Origin of the sequence: Microbulbifer variabilis (assembly GCF_020524905.1) — a bacterium.
GTDB lineage: Bacteria > Pseudomonadota > Gammaproteobacteria > Pseudomonadales > Cellvibrionaceae > Microbulbifer > Microbulbifer variabilis_A.
This window is the reverse complement of sequence record NZ_JAIVKI010000022.1, coordinates 25,602-40,780: the sequence shown is the minus strand read 5'-3', so window position 1 is coordinate 40,780 and position 15,179 is coordinate 25,602. Positions and strand designations below refer to the sequence as shown.

The window sequence follows — 15,179 nt, the reverse complement described above, 5'->3', positions numbered from 1 at the left end:
TCAATCCACCAGTTGCCATGAGCGATAGCCACAGGTATCGATATGGAAGAGCAGGCCCTCACCGAGACCCAGGCCGAAATTGCTTTCCGGTCCCAGGCGCGCGTGCAGGGCTTGCAGCTCTTCCACGAGCTCGCCGTGGCTGATATGGGATGTTGGAATTAGGTCTAGGGCGCAAAACGCCCGATGGCGGGATTTATCGGTGTGTTCCAGCTCGCGGTTATAGCTGTCATTGCGGAACCCGGTGACCACCGCCACTGGACCGATCAGGGGTACTATCTGCTCTTGCAGCAGCTTTAGGGTGGCGACTATGTTGGGCCATTGGCCTTGCGGGGGTAGAGAGAATGGGGGCTTCTCGAGCTCCATCCATTCGCTGCCTTGGCGCAATAAATCACTAACCGCTGTGACTTCGCCAATTCCTTGGCTCTGCAGGTAGTCAGTGAGAGCCTGCACTCGTGCACGGTTGTCACTGTTGCGTAAAAAACTCTCGAAGCTCTCCTCACTGGCGATGCGGTAGCCGCGGGTCTCTATATAGGGTTTCTCTTGTGACTTAATCCAAAGCCACAACCATAGGGCCGCAAGTACGGCAGCGAGCAGCAGGGTCAGGCTGGCCACCACTACATAGTTGGTTCGCCGGCCGGGTGGCTGGTGGGGGTAGAGTGTCCTGAAGCGAGTAAACGAATTGCTTTCAGACATGATGTGCGACTACAGCTCCGAAATTTGGCCTGAGACGTGTAATTCTGCGCGCAGAGGTTTATTCCGCCGGCGCCTCTTTAAACACTATAGCCGCAAAAATCGACATACTGCTTACCTACCGCTTATTAGAAAGGCGAACAAAAAAAGCCCCGACACCTTGCGGTGGCGGGGCTTTCTTACGCCTCTAAAGAAGGCTATTTCAAAGGGATCAGGCCTTGGGACCGGCGTTTTTCACCTCATCGCTAACATTGAATTTTTCAATGTTTTCGGCGAACAGCTTGGCCAGTTTGCCGGCTTGGTCGTCGTAGGCTGCCTTGTCTTCCCAGGCTTCGCGCGGGTTCAGGTAAGCCTTGTCAACGCCCGGTACTTCAAGGGGAATATCCAGGTTCAGGGTTTCCAGGTGCTCGGTGGCTGTGCCTTCCAGAGCACCGCTCTGGATAGCGGCTACCACGGCGCGGGTAACCGGGATCGGGAAGCGCTTGCCGTTGTCGCCAGAGCCGCCGGTCCAGCCGGTGTTTACCAGGTATACCTTGGAGCCGAAGTCCTGAATACGCTTCATCAGCAGATCCGCGTACTCGCGCGGGGCGCGCGGCATGAACGGAGCGCCGAAACAGGTGGAGAAGGTCGGGTGAATTCCGGCCTCTGCACCCAGCTCGGTAGAGCCGACACGGGCGGTGTAACCGGACAGGAAGTGGTAAGCCGCAGCCTCTTTGGAGAGGATGGATACGGGGGGCAGTACACCGGACACATCGCAGGTGAGGAAGATGACGTTCTTCGGCTCGCCGGCGCGATTCTCCAGCTGGCGCATTTCTACGTGCTCCAGGGGGTAGGAGCAGCGGCCGTTCTCGGTGAGGCTTGTGTCACAGTAGTCGGCGGTGCCGTTTTCGTTGGTCACTACGTTCTCGACGATAGCGCCGAAACGGATAGCGTCCCAGATTACCGGTTCATTCTTTTGGCTCAGGTCGATGGTCTTGGCGTAGCAGCCACCTTCCATATTGAATACCGCACCCTTGGTCCAGCCGTGCTCGTCGTCACCGATCAGGTAGCGCTCAGGGTCTGCGGACAGGGTGGTCTTACCGGTGCCGGACAGGCCGAAGAACAGGCAGGTATCGCCGTCTTCGCCAACGTTGGCGGCACAGTGCATGGGCATAACGTCTTTTTCCGGCAACAGGAAGTTCTGCACGGAGAACATTGCCTTTTTCATCTCACCGGCGTAGCGCATACCTGCCAGAAGCACACGGCGCTGACCGAAGTTGATGATAACGCAGCCATCGGAGTTGGTGCCGTCGCGCTCAGGCTCGCAGACAAAGTTGGGTGCGTGCAGGATGCGCCACTCTTCCTTGCCTTTGGGGTTGTACTTCTCGGCGCGGATAAACATGTTGCGGCCGAACAGGTTGTGCCAAGCGGTCTGGGTGGTTACAACAACCGGCAGGTAGTGATCTTCGTCCTGGCCAACGTGCAGCTGCTGTACAAAGCTGTCGGCGCCGGCGACAAACGCCTCTACTCGGTCCCACAGAGCGTCGAACTTGTCCTGCGGGAAGGGGCGATTCACATTGCCCCAGGCGATGCTGTCGGCGGTGGAGGGTTCTTCCACAACGAAGCGGTCCGCCGGGGAGCGGCCGGTGCGGGCACCAGTTTCAGTGACCAGCGCGCCGGTGTCGGAAAGTTTGCCCTCGCCGCGCGTAAGAGCCTGCTCTACCAATTGTGCTGGTGAAAGGTTCTTATAAACCAGCGCGGTGTCGTCGATCTGTGCCATTCGTCGATTACCCGTGAATGTTGGATAGTAAAAAAATAGGGCCGCCCAAGTATTAGACAGCCAGGCAAAATTAGGGGGGCGCATTATGGCAAAATTCAAAATAAGCGGGTAGCAAATACGGTCACTTTTTGCACTTTGACAGCGCTGTCAGCCCAAATTAGAGTATTTTTAATTCTTGAAATCTATGTAGTATTTTTACCCTATAGATTTTGTGAATTTTTGTGCAGAAAAGTGGAGTCTGCCAGTGGTGGAAATAACTCCCCACCGGCGACAATTTCCCTAGTGCAGGGTGTGGGGTGGGGCATTGAGCAGGGATTCGACCTGCTCCCGATCAAAGCGGTATTGAGCATTGCAAAATTGGCAATCGGTGACAATTTCACCATTCTGCTCTTCCAACAAACGGTATACGTCCTCGGCGCCGAGGGAAACCAGGGCGCGCGCGCTGCGCTCCCGCGAGCAACTGCACTTGAAGCGGATACTGTCGGTGCCCAGGGTGGCCGGTTTCAGCTGGTGGAAAAGACGGTGAATCAGCTCATCGTGGGGTACATCGAACAGCTCTTGGGCAGTTACGGTGTTTGCCAAGTGCAGGGCGGTTTCCCAGGCATCGCGGTTCTCCTCGGCACTGGCGGCATTATTGCCGGGTAATACCTGAAGCATAATGCCGCCCACGTTGCTGCCATCACACTCCAGCCAGAAGCGTGTCTCCAGTTGTTCCGACTGGGCAAAGTAATCCTCCAGGCACCCGGCCAGGTTGTCCTTCTCCAGAGGCACCACACCTTGGTAGCGCTCCCCGCGCTTAGGTTCCAGGGTGATGGCGATAACACCGCGGGCGCCGATCATTTCCATCAGACTGGCGTCATCGCTGATCTGTGCGCCTTCGGCGATACGGGCTATGCCGCGCAGGTCGCTGTGGTGGGTACACTCGGCCATAATCATTGGCACATCGCCCTCACCGCGGGCCTGCAGGCTCAATATGCCCTCGAATTTCAGGGTGGTGGAAAGCAGGCAGGCAGCAGCGAGAAACTCTCCCAGCAGGCGCGCTACCGGAGCAGGCAGTGGATTGTGCTTCAGCACTTCGTGATAGGCGTCGGTGAGGGTCACCATCTGCCCGCGAACATCGTGTTGGGAAAAGATAAAGCGTTCCAGCTGATCGGACATAGATCGAGTGCCTCGGTATTAGAAACCGCGGGATTTTAGAGGTGGATATGTCTAAATGGTAGCCGGCACGGGTAATTGTAACGCCGGCAACCGATTTGAAGGTTGGGGAGGAGAGTTATCCGCAGTGGCTGGAGATTTCCCGTTTGAGCTGTTCAGCCATCTGCTGGCGTTCGCGCTCGGAATAGCGAACCTCTCTGCCACTCTTGTCGATAAAGGCCACGCGGCCGTTAATCGAGCGCAGGCGCTGGCGCGCCTTGGTACAAATACGCTGTTGCTTCTGCTGTCGGGCCTGCTCTTGTTGTTGCTGGCGCTGCTGATACTCCCGCTCGGCGGTGTTGGCCTCGGAGGTGATCAGGCTTGGCCGTTTCCTCGTGGCCTCGGCGGAATTGATCGGGCCCAATTGCCCGGAGATATCCTGGGCCTTGGCCTCTGCAGGTGGGCGATCGCTGAAGTGCACACGACCGTCGGCGTCGACCCAGCGGTAGAGCTCACCGGCACCGGCATTGGCAGCCACCATCAGGCTGCCGAATAAGATTCCTCTCAATTGTTTCACGGCTTCTCCCTAGCCCATACTGCGGGCCTTACTCCTCTTTATTAGCCAGTCTGCTGAACAGCCCCTGTGAGTGGCGCTGGGGTATATGGTAGGTCTGCAGAATCAGCGGCTCCTGCTCCTGGGCTTCGGCGTGATCCAGTACCATGCGGTAACCGGAACGGTCGCGCAGCTCCACAAAGTGTTCTTGGTTGGTTTCCATCAGTTGGGCAAACTCATCGAAGTCTGCAACGCTGTGGCCATTCACTGAATCGATAATCCAGTTTTTCCAGTCGTGGTAACCCAGATTAACGTTGGCGGGCAGCACCTTGAGGGCGACCACCAGTTCGCGACGAGTCTCTTCGCCCCATTGGTTGCGGGCATAGAGATAATCAATGGGCGCTTTGGAGTGCCAGTTGTTGCCCCAGCGCTTGATCAGATTCATGTTCAGGGGCACGAAGACTACGCCACCGTAGATGTAATAGCGCGGCTGTCGGTCGAACTGTTCGCCCACCACCAGGGCTCGGGAGGGCGGTGCGGCCGCTAAGGCCACTTGCGCAGTCTGCTCTTCGCCTTTGCGGGAGAAACGGACCGGCAGCTTGTCGCCGACATGGTGGCGGTCTACAGCGTAGTGGTAATTGGTGCGCTGATTTTCACGCCACTCTACGGTGCGATCGGCGGCAACCTCAAAGCCATCCACTTCGAGCAGTACGTCGCCGGGCTGGAAAATCTCAGCGGCGGGGGAGTCGCTGAAGACCTTGACGATCATGGCGCCGTCCTGGTCTTCTTCGAGACCGGCCGCCTTCTTCATGGAAGGGCTCTCCAGGCTCTGGGTGACCACGCCCAGCTCGGGGAATCCCTGGTGCTCCCCGTCTTCAGAGTCCTCGAGCACATGGGAAATTACGCTGGGAGGAACGAAATAACCGAGGTTTTCGGCACTCTGGTTGGTCTGCATGGCCACACCGACGATGCGTCCGCCGGAAATCACCGGGCCGCCGCTATTGCCGGGGTTGATGGCCGCGTCGATTTGGCCGGCCATCAGGAAGCTCTCGGCGTGGGCATAGTACTGATGTTCCACCCTGGAAAGTACGCCGCGGGTAATTGACAGGGACTTGCCGCCGATGGGGTAACCGTACACGGTGACCTCTTCCTGTAGGTCTGGCAGTTTGCCCAGTGTTAGGGGGCGGGTGTCATTGAAGAAGCTATCGTCATCCACTGTGAGCAGGGCCAGATCCGCGTCGTGAGAGATAAACTTGACGCGGGCGCGGAATTTCTTGGCATCGCCATGGCGTTGTACCTGAATAAAGCTGCCATTGGCCACCACATGGGCATTGGTGAGAATCTGTTTATTGCTGATTACCGCACCGGAGCCGGACAATTGCTGGGGGTTCAGCAATGCCCAGGGGTTGAAGTAGTCAGGGGCGGCGGCGGTTGTGTAAATCTTGATAATTGAACGCTTGAGCTGCTCGTGTTCACGGCTATCGGCGAGGGCCGTCTGCACTCCGAGCAGAAGCAGCAGGGAGATGGCGATCAGTCGTTTCATCGTGGCTGTTTTCTATCGGGTTAAGTGGGGGCAGTTTAGCAGCTGTAGATAAAAATGGCGGAAATTTCACCACTTTTGTCATTTGCCGCTACTCCTGTTCCCGCAGGAAGCGGTGAATCTGGCGGCGCTGTTTCTTATTGGGACGCTCACGCTGAATCCCGGCATTGGCCGCCTGGCGCTCATTGCGCTCCTTTTCTCGCCGGGCAATGCTGTCCTCGGTCTCGCGGTAGAGGGTACGGGCAACATCGGCGCCGCGGCGCTGGTCAGAGAGGGCGATAATCTCCACTTCAATCAGGTCCCAGCCCTGGCGAATACTTAAGAGCGCGCCAACGGTGAGATCCTTACTGGCTTTGACCCTATGTCCATCGGCATGCACCTTGCCACCTTCGATGGCCTGTTTGGCTATGCTGCGGGTCTTGAAGAAGCGTGCGGCCCAGAGCCACTTGTCGATACGTACTTTATCCATCGAATCCTGTTGATCTATACGGGATAGGGCCCGGGTTTTCGGGCTAATCCTTGTCGCGTTGCAGCGACATAATTTCATCGAAGTGGTGAATCGCCGGGAAATCGCTGATCTCCCGCTTGGGCCCACGGCTATCCGGCTGACGGATACATAGCAGGTGGGCGATGCCGTAGTTCTGTGCTGCGGCCAGTACACTCTGGTTGTCGTCCACAAACAGGGTGCGCTGGGGGTCAAAAGCTACCTCCTCGCGCAGGGCATGCCAAAAGCACTCACTCTCTTTGGCGTGTCCATAATCATGGGAAGAGATGATGTCGTCAAACCAGTGCTCAAGACCGGTGATTTGCAGCTTGTGATCGAGCCCGTGGCGGTGCGCATTAGTGACCAGGTAAGTTGGCTTGCGCAGTTGCCGCAGCCCTTGCAGGAAGGCCTCAGTATGGGGGCGCAGGGCGATGCGTTCCTCAATCTCGCGCAGTATCGCGAGGATGTCCAGCCTCAGGGTTTCCGCCCAAAAATCCAGGCAGTACCACTCCAGGGTGCCGCGGCGCGCATCGATTTCACGTTGCAGTTCGACCTGGGCCAGCTCGGGATCGAGGCCGTGCACTTCGGCGTAGCGTTTGGGCAGGTGGTCGAGCCAGAAGTGGTTGTCGTAGTGCAAATCCAGCAGGGTGCCGTCCATATCCAGCAGTACGGTGTCGATACTTCGCCAGTCGAGCATGGGGCCTGTCTACCTCTCAGTGTTGGGGAGGGAAGCCAAAGTGTAGTTCTCCCAACATATCCCCAGTATGAAGGTTGGCATTATGCCTGGGCGCGGCGTATGCCGTACAGGATGATAATCTGAGCGCCGTAATAGGTGCACATAATCGCTGTATCAGCCAAGGGTAACGGCGCAATAAACTTGTTAACAGCAATCAACGTGTCGGACAGCATGAAAGTGAGGGCACCGGCGAATAGCAGTCCGGAATTGCCTCGGTGAGCCCCGGCGCCAAGTGCCATGGCGACAATGGCCAGCAGATATAAAAGCACCGCTGGCGCCAGCTCACCCGCTGCGGGAAGAATCCAGCGGGCCAGGCCCACCGCAGCCAGAATCACCGGTAGGATACGTAATAAACTGCGGCGGCTGCGGAAGTCGGCACAGCGTAGGAAATTAGCCGCGTAAAGGAGTTGTGCCAATAGAAAGGCGCCCAGGCCGAAAATAAACTGCTGGGCAAATGTCATTTCCAGCAGCACATCGCCGAGTGCAGAAAAAGCCAGGGCCGCCAATGTCAGGTTGCGGCTGAGCCCCTCTAGATGGCGCATCGCCATCAGGGCGAGTATGGCGATTGGCAGTGCTTTCAGCGAGGCCATCCACAGCCCTTGAATAGCCAAACCGTCGAGTAGCATAAAAAGAGCCGAAAAGAGAAAAAATGCACCAGGTAGGAATTGGCTTGTGTGAGCTGCATTGGGAGCATTGGTGTTCATATTGGGATTCATAACAGCGCCTTTATTATTGATTTTGTGGTTAGCCGAAAGAGAGGCCAGTCGGTCAATGTGGCACAAAGACATGCTGCCACCAACCGAATTTCAGTGGATTCACTATTCTGGGCGCATATTTTTCGAATGACGAAAAAGAAGCCTGGTTGTTGTTTCCCAGGCAGCTCACCAGCTTTACTGCGTTGGGATTTTTACCCTGATCTCTTGGGGGGCGCACATCTGGGTTACTATCTGCGCACAGGAAATTAATTTTTCGGCAGGCTGCTGTCTGCCGGGAGAATCAATAACGGAGAGCTTCATCGATGAAGGCAGCCAATATTCTGGAAACCATCGGCAATACCCCCCATGTGCGAATCAATCACCTGTTCCGCCCCGATATCGAGGTGTGGATGAAGGTGGAGCGCTTTAATCCCGGCAGCAGTATCAAAGACCGTATTGCCCTATCGATGATCGAAGATGCGGAGCGCCGCGGCGCTTTGCAGCCTGGTGGTGTCATTATCGAGCCGACCTCTGGTAACACCGGCATTGGTCTGGCCATGGTAGCGGTGGTGAAGGGCTATCGCCTGATTCTCACTATGCCGGAATCCATGTCGATGGAGCGCCGCCAAGTGATGAAAGCCATGGGTGCCGAGTTAGTGCTTACACCCAAAGAGCAAGGCATGGGCGGGGCAATCGCCAAGGCTGAGGAGCTGCTGAAGCAGCATGAAAATAGCTGGATGCCACAACAGTTCTGCAACCGCGCCAATGTCCAGGTGCATCGCGAGACCACCGCCAAAGAAATCCTCGCAGATTTTCCTGAGGGACTCGATTATTTGATTACCGGTGTCGGCACTGGAGGCCATATCACCGGCTGTGGTGAGGTGTTAAAAGAGTCCTTCCCCAACCTGCAGGTTTTTGCCGTTGAACCGGAAAAATCTCCAGTGATCAGTGGTGGTGATAAAGGGCTGCACCGCTTGCAGGGAATTGGCGCCGGATTTATTCCGGAAGTACTCAATACCAAGATGCTCGACGGCACTATTTTGGTGAGCGGAGAGGATAGCTTCGATATGACGCGCCAATGTGCCCAACGGGAGGGAATTTTCGTGGGGATCTCCTCAGGTGCCAGTTTGGCTGCGCTAAAAAAACGTGAGGGTGAGTTCGCCCCAGGCAGCCGCGTGCTGATTTTCAGCTATGACAGCGGTGAGCGCTATCTGTCTGTGAAAGACCTTTTCCCATCCTGAGGTCTTATACTCATCAGCTTAAAATAAGGGAGTTTTAATGAATAAGGCATTATTGGAGCAGGTGATTGCTATCTGCAAAAACGCCGGCGAAGCAATCCTGGAGGTTTACCATAGCAGCGCTGAGCTGGAGGTGGATACTAAAGCGGACGACTCGCCAGTGACCGCTGCTGACCTGGCGGCCCACAAAATTTTGGCTCCGGCTCTGGCACGGTTGATTGAGGGGGTGCCGGTATTATCTGAAGAACAGGAAATGCCGTCATTTGCCGAGCGCAGCCAATGGCAGCGCTACTGGATTGTGGATCCGCTGGATGGCACCAAGGAATTTATCCGCCGCACCGGCGAGTTCACTGTAAATGTGGCCCTTATTGAGAATGGTGAGCCTGTGCTGGGGGTGGTGCATGTGCCAGTACTGGATATCACCTATGCCGGCGGCAAGAGCGATGGCGCCTTTAAACGCACCGCGTCCGGTGACACAGAAATTCGTGTGCGCCCACTGAAGCCGCGTTTGGAGGCAGGCGAAGCGGTGGAACTGGTTGCCAGCCGCAGTCATGGAGCCGGTGCCGTAGATCAATTGGTAGAGCGTATCGAATCCAGGCTTGGTGCGGTGGCCTGTAAAAATATGGGTAGCTCTCTCAAGTTGTGTCTGGTGGCTGAAGGGGCCGCTGACCTCTACCCACGGCTCGCGCCCACTTGTGAATGGGATACAGCGGCGGCCCAGGCGGTGGTTGAGGCTGCCGGTGGCACTGTGGTCGACGATTCATTCAAGCTCTTGCGCTACAACCGTAAAGACTCATTACTGAATCCATTTTTCTATGTGATCGGTGATGCATCTTATGACTGGCAGGATTTGCTCATTGCAGAGTCTCCAGTGAACTAAGCTTGCCTCGCCCCCGCTTTGGTGGGGGCGCAAACTATTCTCGCCTTTGATCACCAGCACCACTTTATTACCAGCATAAAAGGCCGGACCATGCCTCTCCAGGTGAGCAGCAAAGCACTCGATCCCAATGAAATCCGCTGTCTGCGTAGAGAGTTGGAGCAGGAAATTACCTGGTTACAGCGGCAAAAGGATGCCCTGGCAGATGCCGATTCGGAAAATCAACAGTTCTTACTGCGTACTCTCAATGGCATGATCTTTTCCCGCCGGGCACTACTCGGAAGAATGCCACGCTAATTTTCCTGTCAATCTCACAAGAAAGAGTTTTATATATTTCAAAAGCAGTCGTATTTTATCCATTTCTTTCCGCACATATTTCAGGCAAACCTGCAATACCCCGAAATGTATTGCGATTTAAATCCTAACAATTAATCCAAGTATTAATTGTTTTCACTTTAAACACTTATCTGGCTGGTAAGAATCTTTGCGCAGGATTAATTCCATCGAGGAAATAATTGATTTTCCTTGCCATATTTCCTTCGCAATATTGAAACCCGTCTACGCTTTGGAAAGCTAATGTATAAGAGAATTTTCCAATGCGCTATCCGGTTGTGCTTCACAACATTGAATACGCCGGCTTTGGTGCCATAGCACCGGACCTGCCGCATTGTCATTGCTATGCCGAAACCCTGGATGGCGCTCTGCAAAAAATGGCGGAGACTATATTTCAGCGCCTGGAGGATTTACGTATAGCCGGAAAGCCAATACCCCAACCTCAGGAAGTGGATGATTTGCGTGATAACCCAGCTTTTGCCGGTGGCATCTGGGCCATTATTGATGTCGAGAGCGTATAGAGTTGTCTTACTGCACAAATTGGAATTGTGCACGACCTATTTTCTCTACCAAATAACCCTGATAGCGCTGTTAAGTTAGATAGGTTTGGTGAATTAATAGGTGTTGAGCAACAAGGATGGATGTAATGAAGACAGTGCTATGTATCCTGACTCTGCTATTGTCGTCAACAGTCGCTGCAGTAGAGTGGAATAATCCTTTCGATGGTATTGAGTCGGGTGAATATCGGCTTATTACTACGTTGGGATTGGGTTCTGGAGAGCTGCAGCTCAACGACCAACGGGATTTTTTTGGCTATGTCAGTGTGGGAGTGACACCCGCGGGTGGTGTTTGGCAGGTAAATTTACAATTTTCCCGCTTCAATGATAACCATGTACGAATCAACCAGGTGGGGCTGAATTTTAAGGTGGATTTTACCTTAAATTGCTATGTTCAATGCCTCTACTGGATGGCGGGATGGAATTATGCCGATGTTGATCTGAATGATGTGCGTAAATATGGCTATTGGTATCACCATAAAGACAAGTGGCATCAGTATGATATTTATGAGAAGGGAAAAGACTGGTATTACGATGGCCATTATTACCATGTGATAGATGCCAGTGGCAGCGATTCTTTCTGGAACTTAGGGCTAGGTTATCGGTTCATGTGGAACCAGGACTTTGATACCTCTATCGAATACAACTACAACGATATTAACTCTGTTTATCGGGTGAACCTGGGGCACCTACGCACTTTGAGTCTTAACTTTTCCTATCGCTTTTAATGCAGTTGGTAATCTGTTCGCGTCTTGTTACCTGTTGGCGGCATTACCAGAGAAAAATATATTTTTATATTAAGCGGCAAATGCAATGACATTTCCCGCTTAATATTTCCCGGTCTGTTTCTCAAGGTAGGAAGAGAATCAGTGCAATCTAAATGCGGTAAATGGTTTTCAGCCAAAAGGTCCTACCGGGTTCATTGACCCTATCCAGCTGCGGAAAGTTGGGGATTTCTGCCCCCGCACGGCTGATATGTTCGGCATAGGTCTCATCTAACAGGTTGTCGATACCAGCGGTTAACAACAACCGTTGGTTTGGGCGCCAGCCGGCATTAATCGACAGTACATCGGCAGAATTCGTGGGGCCGAAGTCCTGTCCGATAATATTACCCTTGCCGACATCGACGCGATCCTGGCTGGCAATGGCCCGCCACAGAATGCCCGCCGACCACTGAGCCTGCTCATAATGCAGCCCCAGGCGTGTCTCTAGCGGAGGCAGCTGGGCCAGGGTGGTATGGTCTGTGTCGTTGGCTCCGCGCACTGAAGTGACGGTGAATTCTGTACGCCAGTTTTCGCTTAGTTGATAGCTGGCATCCAACTCCAATCCCCAGGTGCGTGCCTGGATATTGCGTATTACCGCAACAGTACGGCTATCAGCGGATCCACCCATATCCATTACACTATCCATGGATGACATGGTGTCCATACCTGATATCAACGCCGCCTTCTGGTAATCATTCTGCACTAATAGATAGTCGCGGATATCACTGGCAAAAGCGGAAATACTGGCGGACAACTTTTCGGTGCGATAGATAGTGCCAATATCTAGTTGACTGGTTTTTTCCGACTCTATATTGAGCGCGCTGTAGGAGTCCGCCGCTTCGCGGGAGAATAGCTCCCAGTAATCGGGGAAGCGCTCGCTGTATCCGAGTCCGGCATAAAGGGTGGCGGAATTATTGGGAGCGCTCGGTAGGGCTAACTCGTAGCGCATAAAACCGCTGGGTAGCCGCTCGGAGCGGCTTTCACCGGCGGTCGGGTTATCTACTTTGGCCATCATGGAGACCGAGATGGTCTCGCGCAGATCTTTCACTTCCCAATCGTCCAGCCTGGCGCCGGCGATCCATCGTTGGTTGGGGACAAACTGCCAGCTGGCCTCGGAGAAAATACCCAGCTGGGAAAATTCCGCATCTGCGTCCAACCTCAGTGAGCGATAATCTGTCATCGACTGGTTCATGCTCATGCGACCCCGATGGCGGTTTTCCCGCGTATCCAGGCCCGTGGTCAGTTCGATATTCTCTGCAGGGGTAAGTTGCAGGCTTACTTTGCCTCCCAGTGTTTCACTGTCCAAGTTCATCGCGCTGGGGTTAGCTGTCATCTCCGTGGGTTCACGCAGGCTGTAATTATCCATAACGTGGTCGATCGTGTTGTAATACACCTGTACTTCGATGGCATTTAACAGATCGCCGATATTACTGCGCCGGTATTTGGCTTTGTAGCTCTCACGCGCAAATTTACTGCCATCCACGCCGCGGTCGGCATAGGCTGCTTCGGCATCGCTAAAAGCAGTTTCGAATTCCAGGCGGTTGTCATCGTCAGGGGTCCAGGCTAGATTTACCTTTCCACTCCAGCGTTCGTAGTTGGAGTGCACCCGATTGCCGTCACCATCTTCATAATCGTCTGCGGAGGCAGAGGTCGCCGAACCGCGCAGGGAAAGTTCCGGGGTTTTATAAGCCAGGTCAAAGAATCCGTCTTTTCGATGGGCACTGCCGCCAAGCAGGCTCGCATGCATGTCCCACTCGGGTTCACTGGGGCGTTCCTGCAGCTGGTTGAAAAGTACAACCCCGGCGGAATTACCGGGTCCATATACAACGCTCTGGGGGCCTTTAATTACCTCAATTTCATCGAGGCTTTCCGGGAAAATATAAGCGGTGGGTGGGTCCATGCGACTCGGACAGCCACCCATAATGGATTCCCCATCCAGCATCATGCCCAGGCGTGAACCACCCATGCCCCGCAACAGAGGATCGCCACTGGTGCCGCCTTTTCGTACCACGGAAAATCCGGGAATGGTTTTTAGGTAGTCGGCTCCGTCGTTGGCAGGCAGAGGCTGACGAGGCATTTTCGGGTCTGTCAGCAGGTTCAGTGGCAGCTCGGTTTTTACTCCGGTGACCACCATCTGCTCCATTTCACTCTCTTTTTTTTCATTGACCTCGCTGGCCATTAAGGCTGCGGGAAAGGTGCAGCCGGCAATAATTGCCAGGCTCAGTGGGGTGTGCAATGGCTTTTTCTTTTGGGATTTAACTTTTCGCATTCTGACTTATCCGTTTCTGGGCCGAAGGTCGGGCACGGCCATGGAGAGCGCGGTAAAAAAAGCGCGCACGGGTTTGTCCCCGCTGACTGGGTAGCGGGAATTCCAGTTATCGAGAGGTGGTTCTATGGCTGCTGCAGCGCCCTAAGCGGCAAGAATGCGGGCAAAGGTAGTACAGCGAAGCACAGAAACTGGCCTCGAATATTTAGCTGTGAAAAATAAGGAAAACCGTGGTTTTAAACGGGGGGAGCGCGGATAAGGGGGCGGCTGTAGTGTAAAGGAAGAGCGGGGTCAATGCCGCTGCTGCGAGGGGGGAGAATATTTCCCTCGATGGTGAAATACAGATCTAATGTTGGTGTATGGGCAAGACTGGCAGCGGCGGAAAAATTACAGTGATTGTCGGCAAAGGAATGCGCGGTCAGTGCATCGTGGTTGTGTGCATCGTGATTATCATCATGGTTGTGATGATCCTGGGCTTGGTTGGCCAGGGCATTTAATAACAGGGCGCTGCGGCTGTCGCCGTGACAAAGACCGTAGGGACTACCCGCAAAAAAAGCGGTGGGCATAAACCCTGCGGGAACCAAGCCGCGGGTACTGAGAAAAACCAATAAAAGCAGCAGTGCCAGCCACTGGGGCAGGTGTGGGCGGTTTTTACGGGTGCGCACGCGACTCATATATAGCGTTCTTGAAGTTACCGGGGTGGACTTTATAAATCCCCGAAGGCAAGTGGCAACAGATTACCCGTTGGCTGTAAAAAGTGCCACTGCCAATAACGAATTTTTAGAAACTGCTTTTTACTATTTACAGTGCAATTATTTTATGCAATTGCTATCGAATAAAAATATTAACCGATATTTTTATCGCAAGAGAGATTTTAATCGCGCGCTGATACCATGAAAAAATTGGTGTTTTTTCTTGGCTTTGTCGCCGCTTAGAAAATTGATTTGGATCGCTTGTCGTTTACCGACAAAGCTGGGGTAACCATGCCAGCAATTATCGGTCACCTTAAAGGCAACCAGAGAACTGGGGCCGGGGAGTAGTTCATCACTGTAGTCGTCCATGTTGTCGCCACTGCGCAAGATACGCAGGCGTCCAGTGGGCGCCGACCAGTCGTTGTTCAGATAGATCAGTACAGTAATGAGTTTGGTTTTGGAGTCCGTGTGGATTCGCCCATCCTTGGCTCGGGAGTATCCGCGCAAAGTGGCCATCATCGGTTTATCTGACAGGTCTACAGCAAATTTTTCACCGAGAATGCGCCGTACTTCTGCACTGCCAAATTGCTCGACAAAACTGCGCAGGCGCTCCGAGGTTTTAACATCCTTGATATTGAAGCTGCCGCCTTTATGTAGAGGGGGGAAGTCTGCGATCAGGGCGCTGGCCTCGTCGGAGGCCAGGGAGTGCTCTAAGTAGAAATGGGGGAAGGGGGAAGGCTTTACTTCGGCACTGTTGAGCCGCTCGATAGTGACTTGGGACATGGTCAATTTTAGCTCCCTATAAAGTGGGATTATTTTTATTAGAACATCGTTAACATCACTCTTTTTTTACTTCTTACA

The 15,179-nt window shown here is 54.0% G+C and carries 16 protein-coding genes; 5 read left to right on the top strand and 11 right to left on the bottom strand.

What is annotated here, in order from left to right:
• The 8 genes from LC073_RS18950 to LC073_RS18915 form a co-directional block, all read right to left on the bottom strand.
• Positions 1-693, bottom strand: coding sequence for a hypothetical protein (locus LC073_RS18950; protein ID WP_226648884.1), 693 nt, complete (start codon positions 691-693; stop codon positions 1-3).
• A gap of 208 nt (positions 694-901) precedes the next feature.
• Positions 902-2,449 (bottom strand): phosphoenolpyruvate carboxykinase, encoded by a 1,548-nt coding sequence (locus LC073_RS18945; RefSeq protein WP_226648919.1) that lies wholly within the window; start codon positions 2,447-2,449, stop codon positions 902-904.
• Positions 2,450-2,728: 279 nt separating this feature from the next.
• Positions 2,729-3,607: an Hsp33 family molecular chaperone HslO gene (hslO, locus tag LC073_RS18940; RefSeq protein ID WP_226648882.1), complete on the bottom strand. Its 879-nt coding sequence runs from the start codon at positions 3,605-3,607 to the stop codon at positions 2,729-2,731.
• A 115-nt stretch (positions 3,608-3,722) separates the two neighbouring features.
• Positions 3,723-4,160 carry a DUF4124 domain-containing protein gene (locus LC073_RS18935; protein ID WP_226648881.1) on the bottom strand — a complete coding sequence of 146 codons (438 nt, stop codon included), beginning with the start codon at positions 4,158-4,160 and terminating at the stop codon, positions 3,723-3,725.
• A 28-nt stretch (positions 4,161-4,188) separates the two neighbouring features.
• On the bottom strand, positions 4,189-5,679 hold the full coding sequence (locus LC073_RS18930) for a S1C family serine protease (RefSeq protein ID WP_226648880.1): 1,491 nt from the start codon (positions 5,677-5,679) through the stop codon (positions 4,189-4,191).
• An 88-nt stretch (positions 5,680-5,767) separates the two neighbouring features.
• Positions 5,768-6,145, bottom strand: a complete 378-nt coding sequence (locus LC073_RS18925; protein ID WP_226648879.1) for an RNA-binding S4 domain-containing protein — start codon at positions 6,143-6,145, stop codon at positions 5,768-5,770.
• Between the two features lie 43 nt (positions 6,146-6,188).
• Positions 6,189-6,857 (bottom strand): GMP/IMP nucleotidase, encoded by a 669-nt coding sequence (gene yrfG / locus LC073_RS18920; protein WP_226648877.1) that lies wholly within the window; start codon positions 6,855-6,857, stop codon positions 6,189-6,191.
• Between the two features lie 80 nt (positions 6,858-6,937).
• The gene (locus LC073_RS18915; protein ID WP_226648875.1) at positions 6,938-7,612 is read right to left on the bottom strand and encodes a lysoplasmalogenase; all 675 of its coding nucleotides are present in this window, start codon (positions 7,610-7,612) and stop codon (positions 6,938-6,940) included.
• A gap of 302 nt (positions 7,613-7,914) precedes the next feature.
• Here LC073_RS18915 and cysK point away from each other — a divergent pair, with 302 nt between their 5' ends.
• The 5 genes from cysK to LC073_RS18890 all read left to right on the top strand — a co-directional run bounded on the left by cysK (position 7,915) and on the right by LC073_RS18890 (position 11,324).
• The gene (gene cysK / locus LC073_RS18910; protein ID WP_226648874.1) at positions 7,915-8,832 is read left to right on the top strand and encodes a cysteine synthase A; all 918 of its coding nucleotides are present in this window, start codon (positions 7,915-7,917) and stop codon (positions 8,830-8,832) included.
• 37 nt (positions 8,833-8,869) lie between these two features.
• Positions 8,870-9,709: a 3'(2'),5'-bisphosphate nucleotidase CysQ gene (gene cysQ / locus LC073_RS18905; protein WP_226648873.1), complete on the top strand. Its 840-nt coding sequence runs from the start codon at positions 8,870-8,872 to the stop codon at positions 9,707-9,709.
• 102 nt (positions 9,710-9,811) lie between these two features.
• Entirely contained in the window at positions 9,812-10,003 is a 192-nt protein-coding gene (locus tag LC073_RS18900) for a hypothetical protein (protein WP_226648872.1), read from the top strand.
• A 299-nt stretch (positions 10,004-10,302) separates the two neighbouring features.
• On the top strand, positions 10,303-10,560 hold the full coding sequence (locus tag LC073_RS18895) for a type II toxin-antitoxin system HicB family antitoxin (RefSeq protein WP_226648871.1): 258 nt from the start codon (positions 10,303-10,305) through the stop codon (positions 10,558-10,560).
• A 125-nt stretch (positions 10,561-10,685) separates the two neighbouring features.
• Entirely contained in the window at positions 10,686-11,324 is a 639-nt protein-coding gene (locus tag LC073_RS18890; protein ID WP_226648870.1) for an outer membrane beta-barrel protein, read from the top strand.
• A 148-nt stretch (positions 11,325-11,472) separates the two neighbouring features.
• Here the strand turns inward: LC073_RS18890 and LC073_RS18885 are convergent, their stop codons facing one another.
• From LC073_RS18885 to LC073_RS18875, 3 genes are all read right to left on the bottom strand, one after another.
• Positions 11,473-13,629, bottom strand: a complete 2,157-nt coding sequence (locus LC073_RS18885) for a TonB-dependent copper receptor (RefSeq protein ID WP_226648869.1) — start codon at positions 13,627-13,629, stop codon at positions 11,473-11,475.
• A gap of 233 nt (positions 13,630-13,862) precedes the next feature.
• Positions 13,863-14,300, bottom strand: coding sequence for a hypothetical protein (locus LC073_RS18880; protein WP_226648868.1), 438 nt, complete (start codon positions 14,298-14,300; stop codon positions 13,863-13,865).
• Positions 14,301-14,483: 183 nt separating this feature from the next.
• Positions 14,484-15,101, bottom strand: coding sequence for a 2OG-Fe(II) oxygenase (locus LC073_RS18875; RefSeq protein WP_226648867.1), 618 nt, complete (start codon positions 15,099-15,101; stop codon positions 14,484-14,486).
• Between the last annotated feature and the right edge of the window lie 78 nt (positions 15,102-15,179).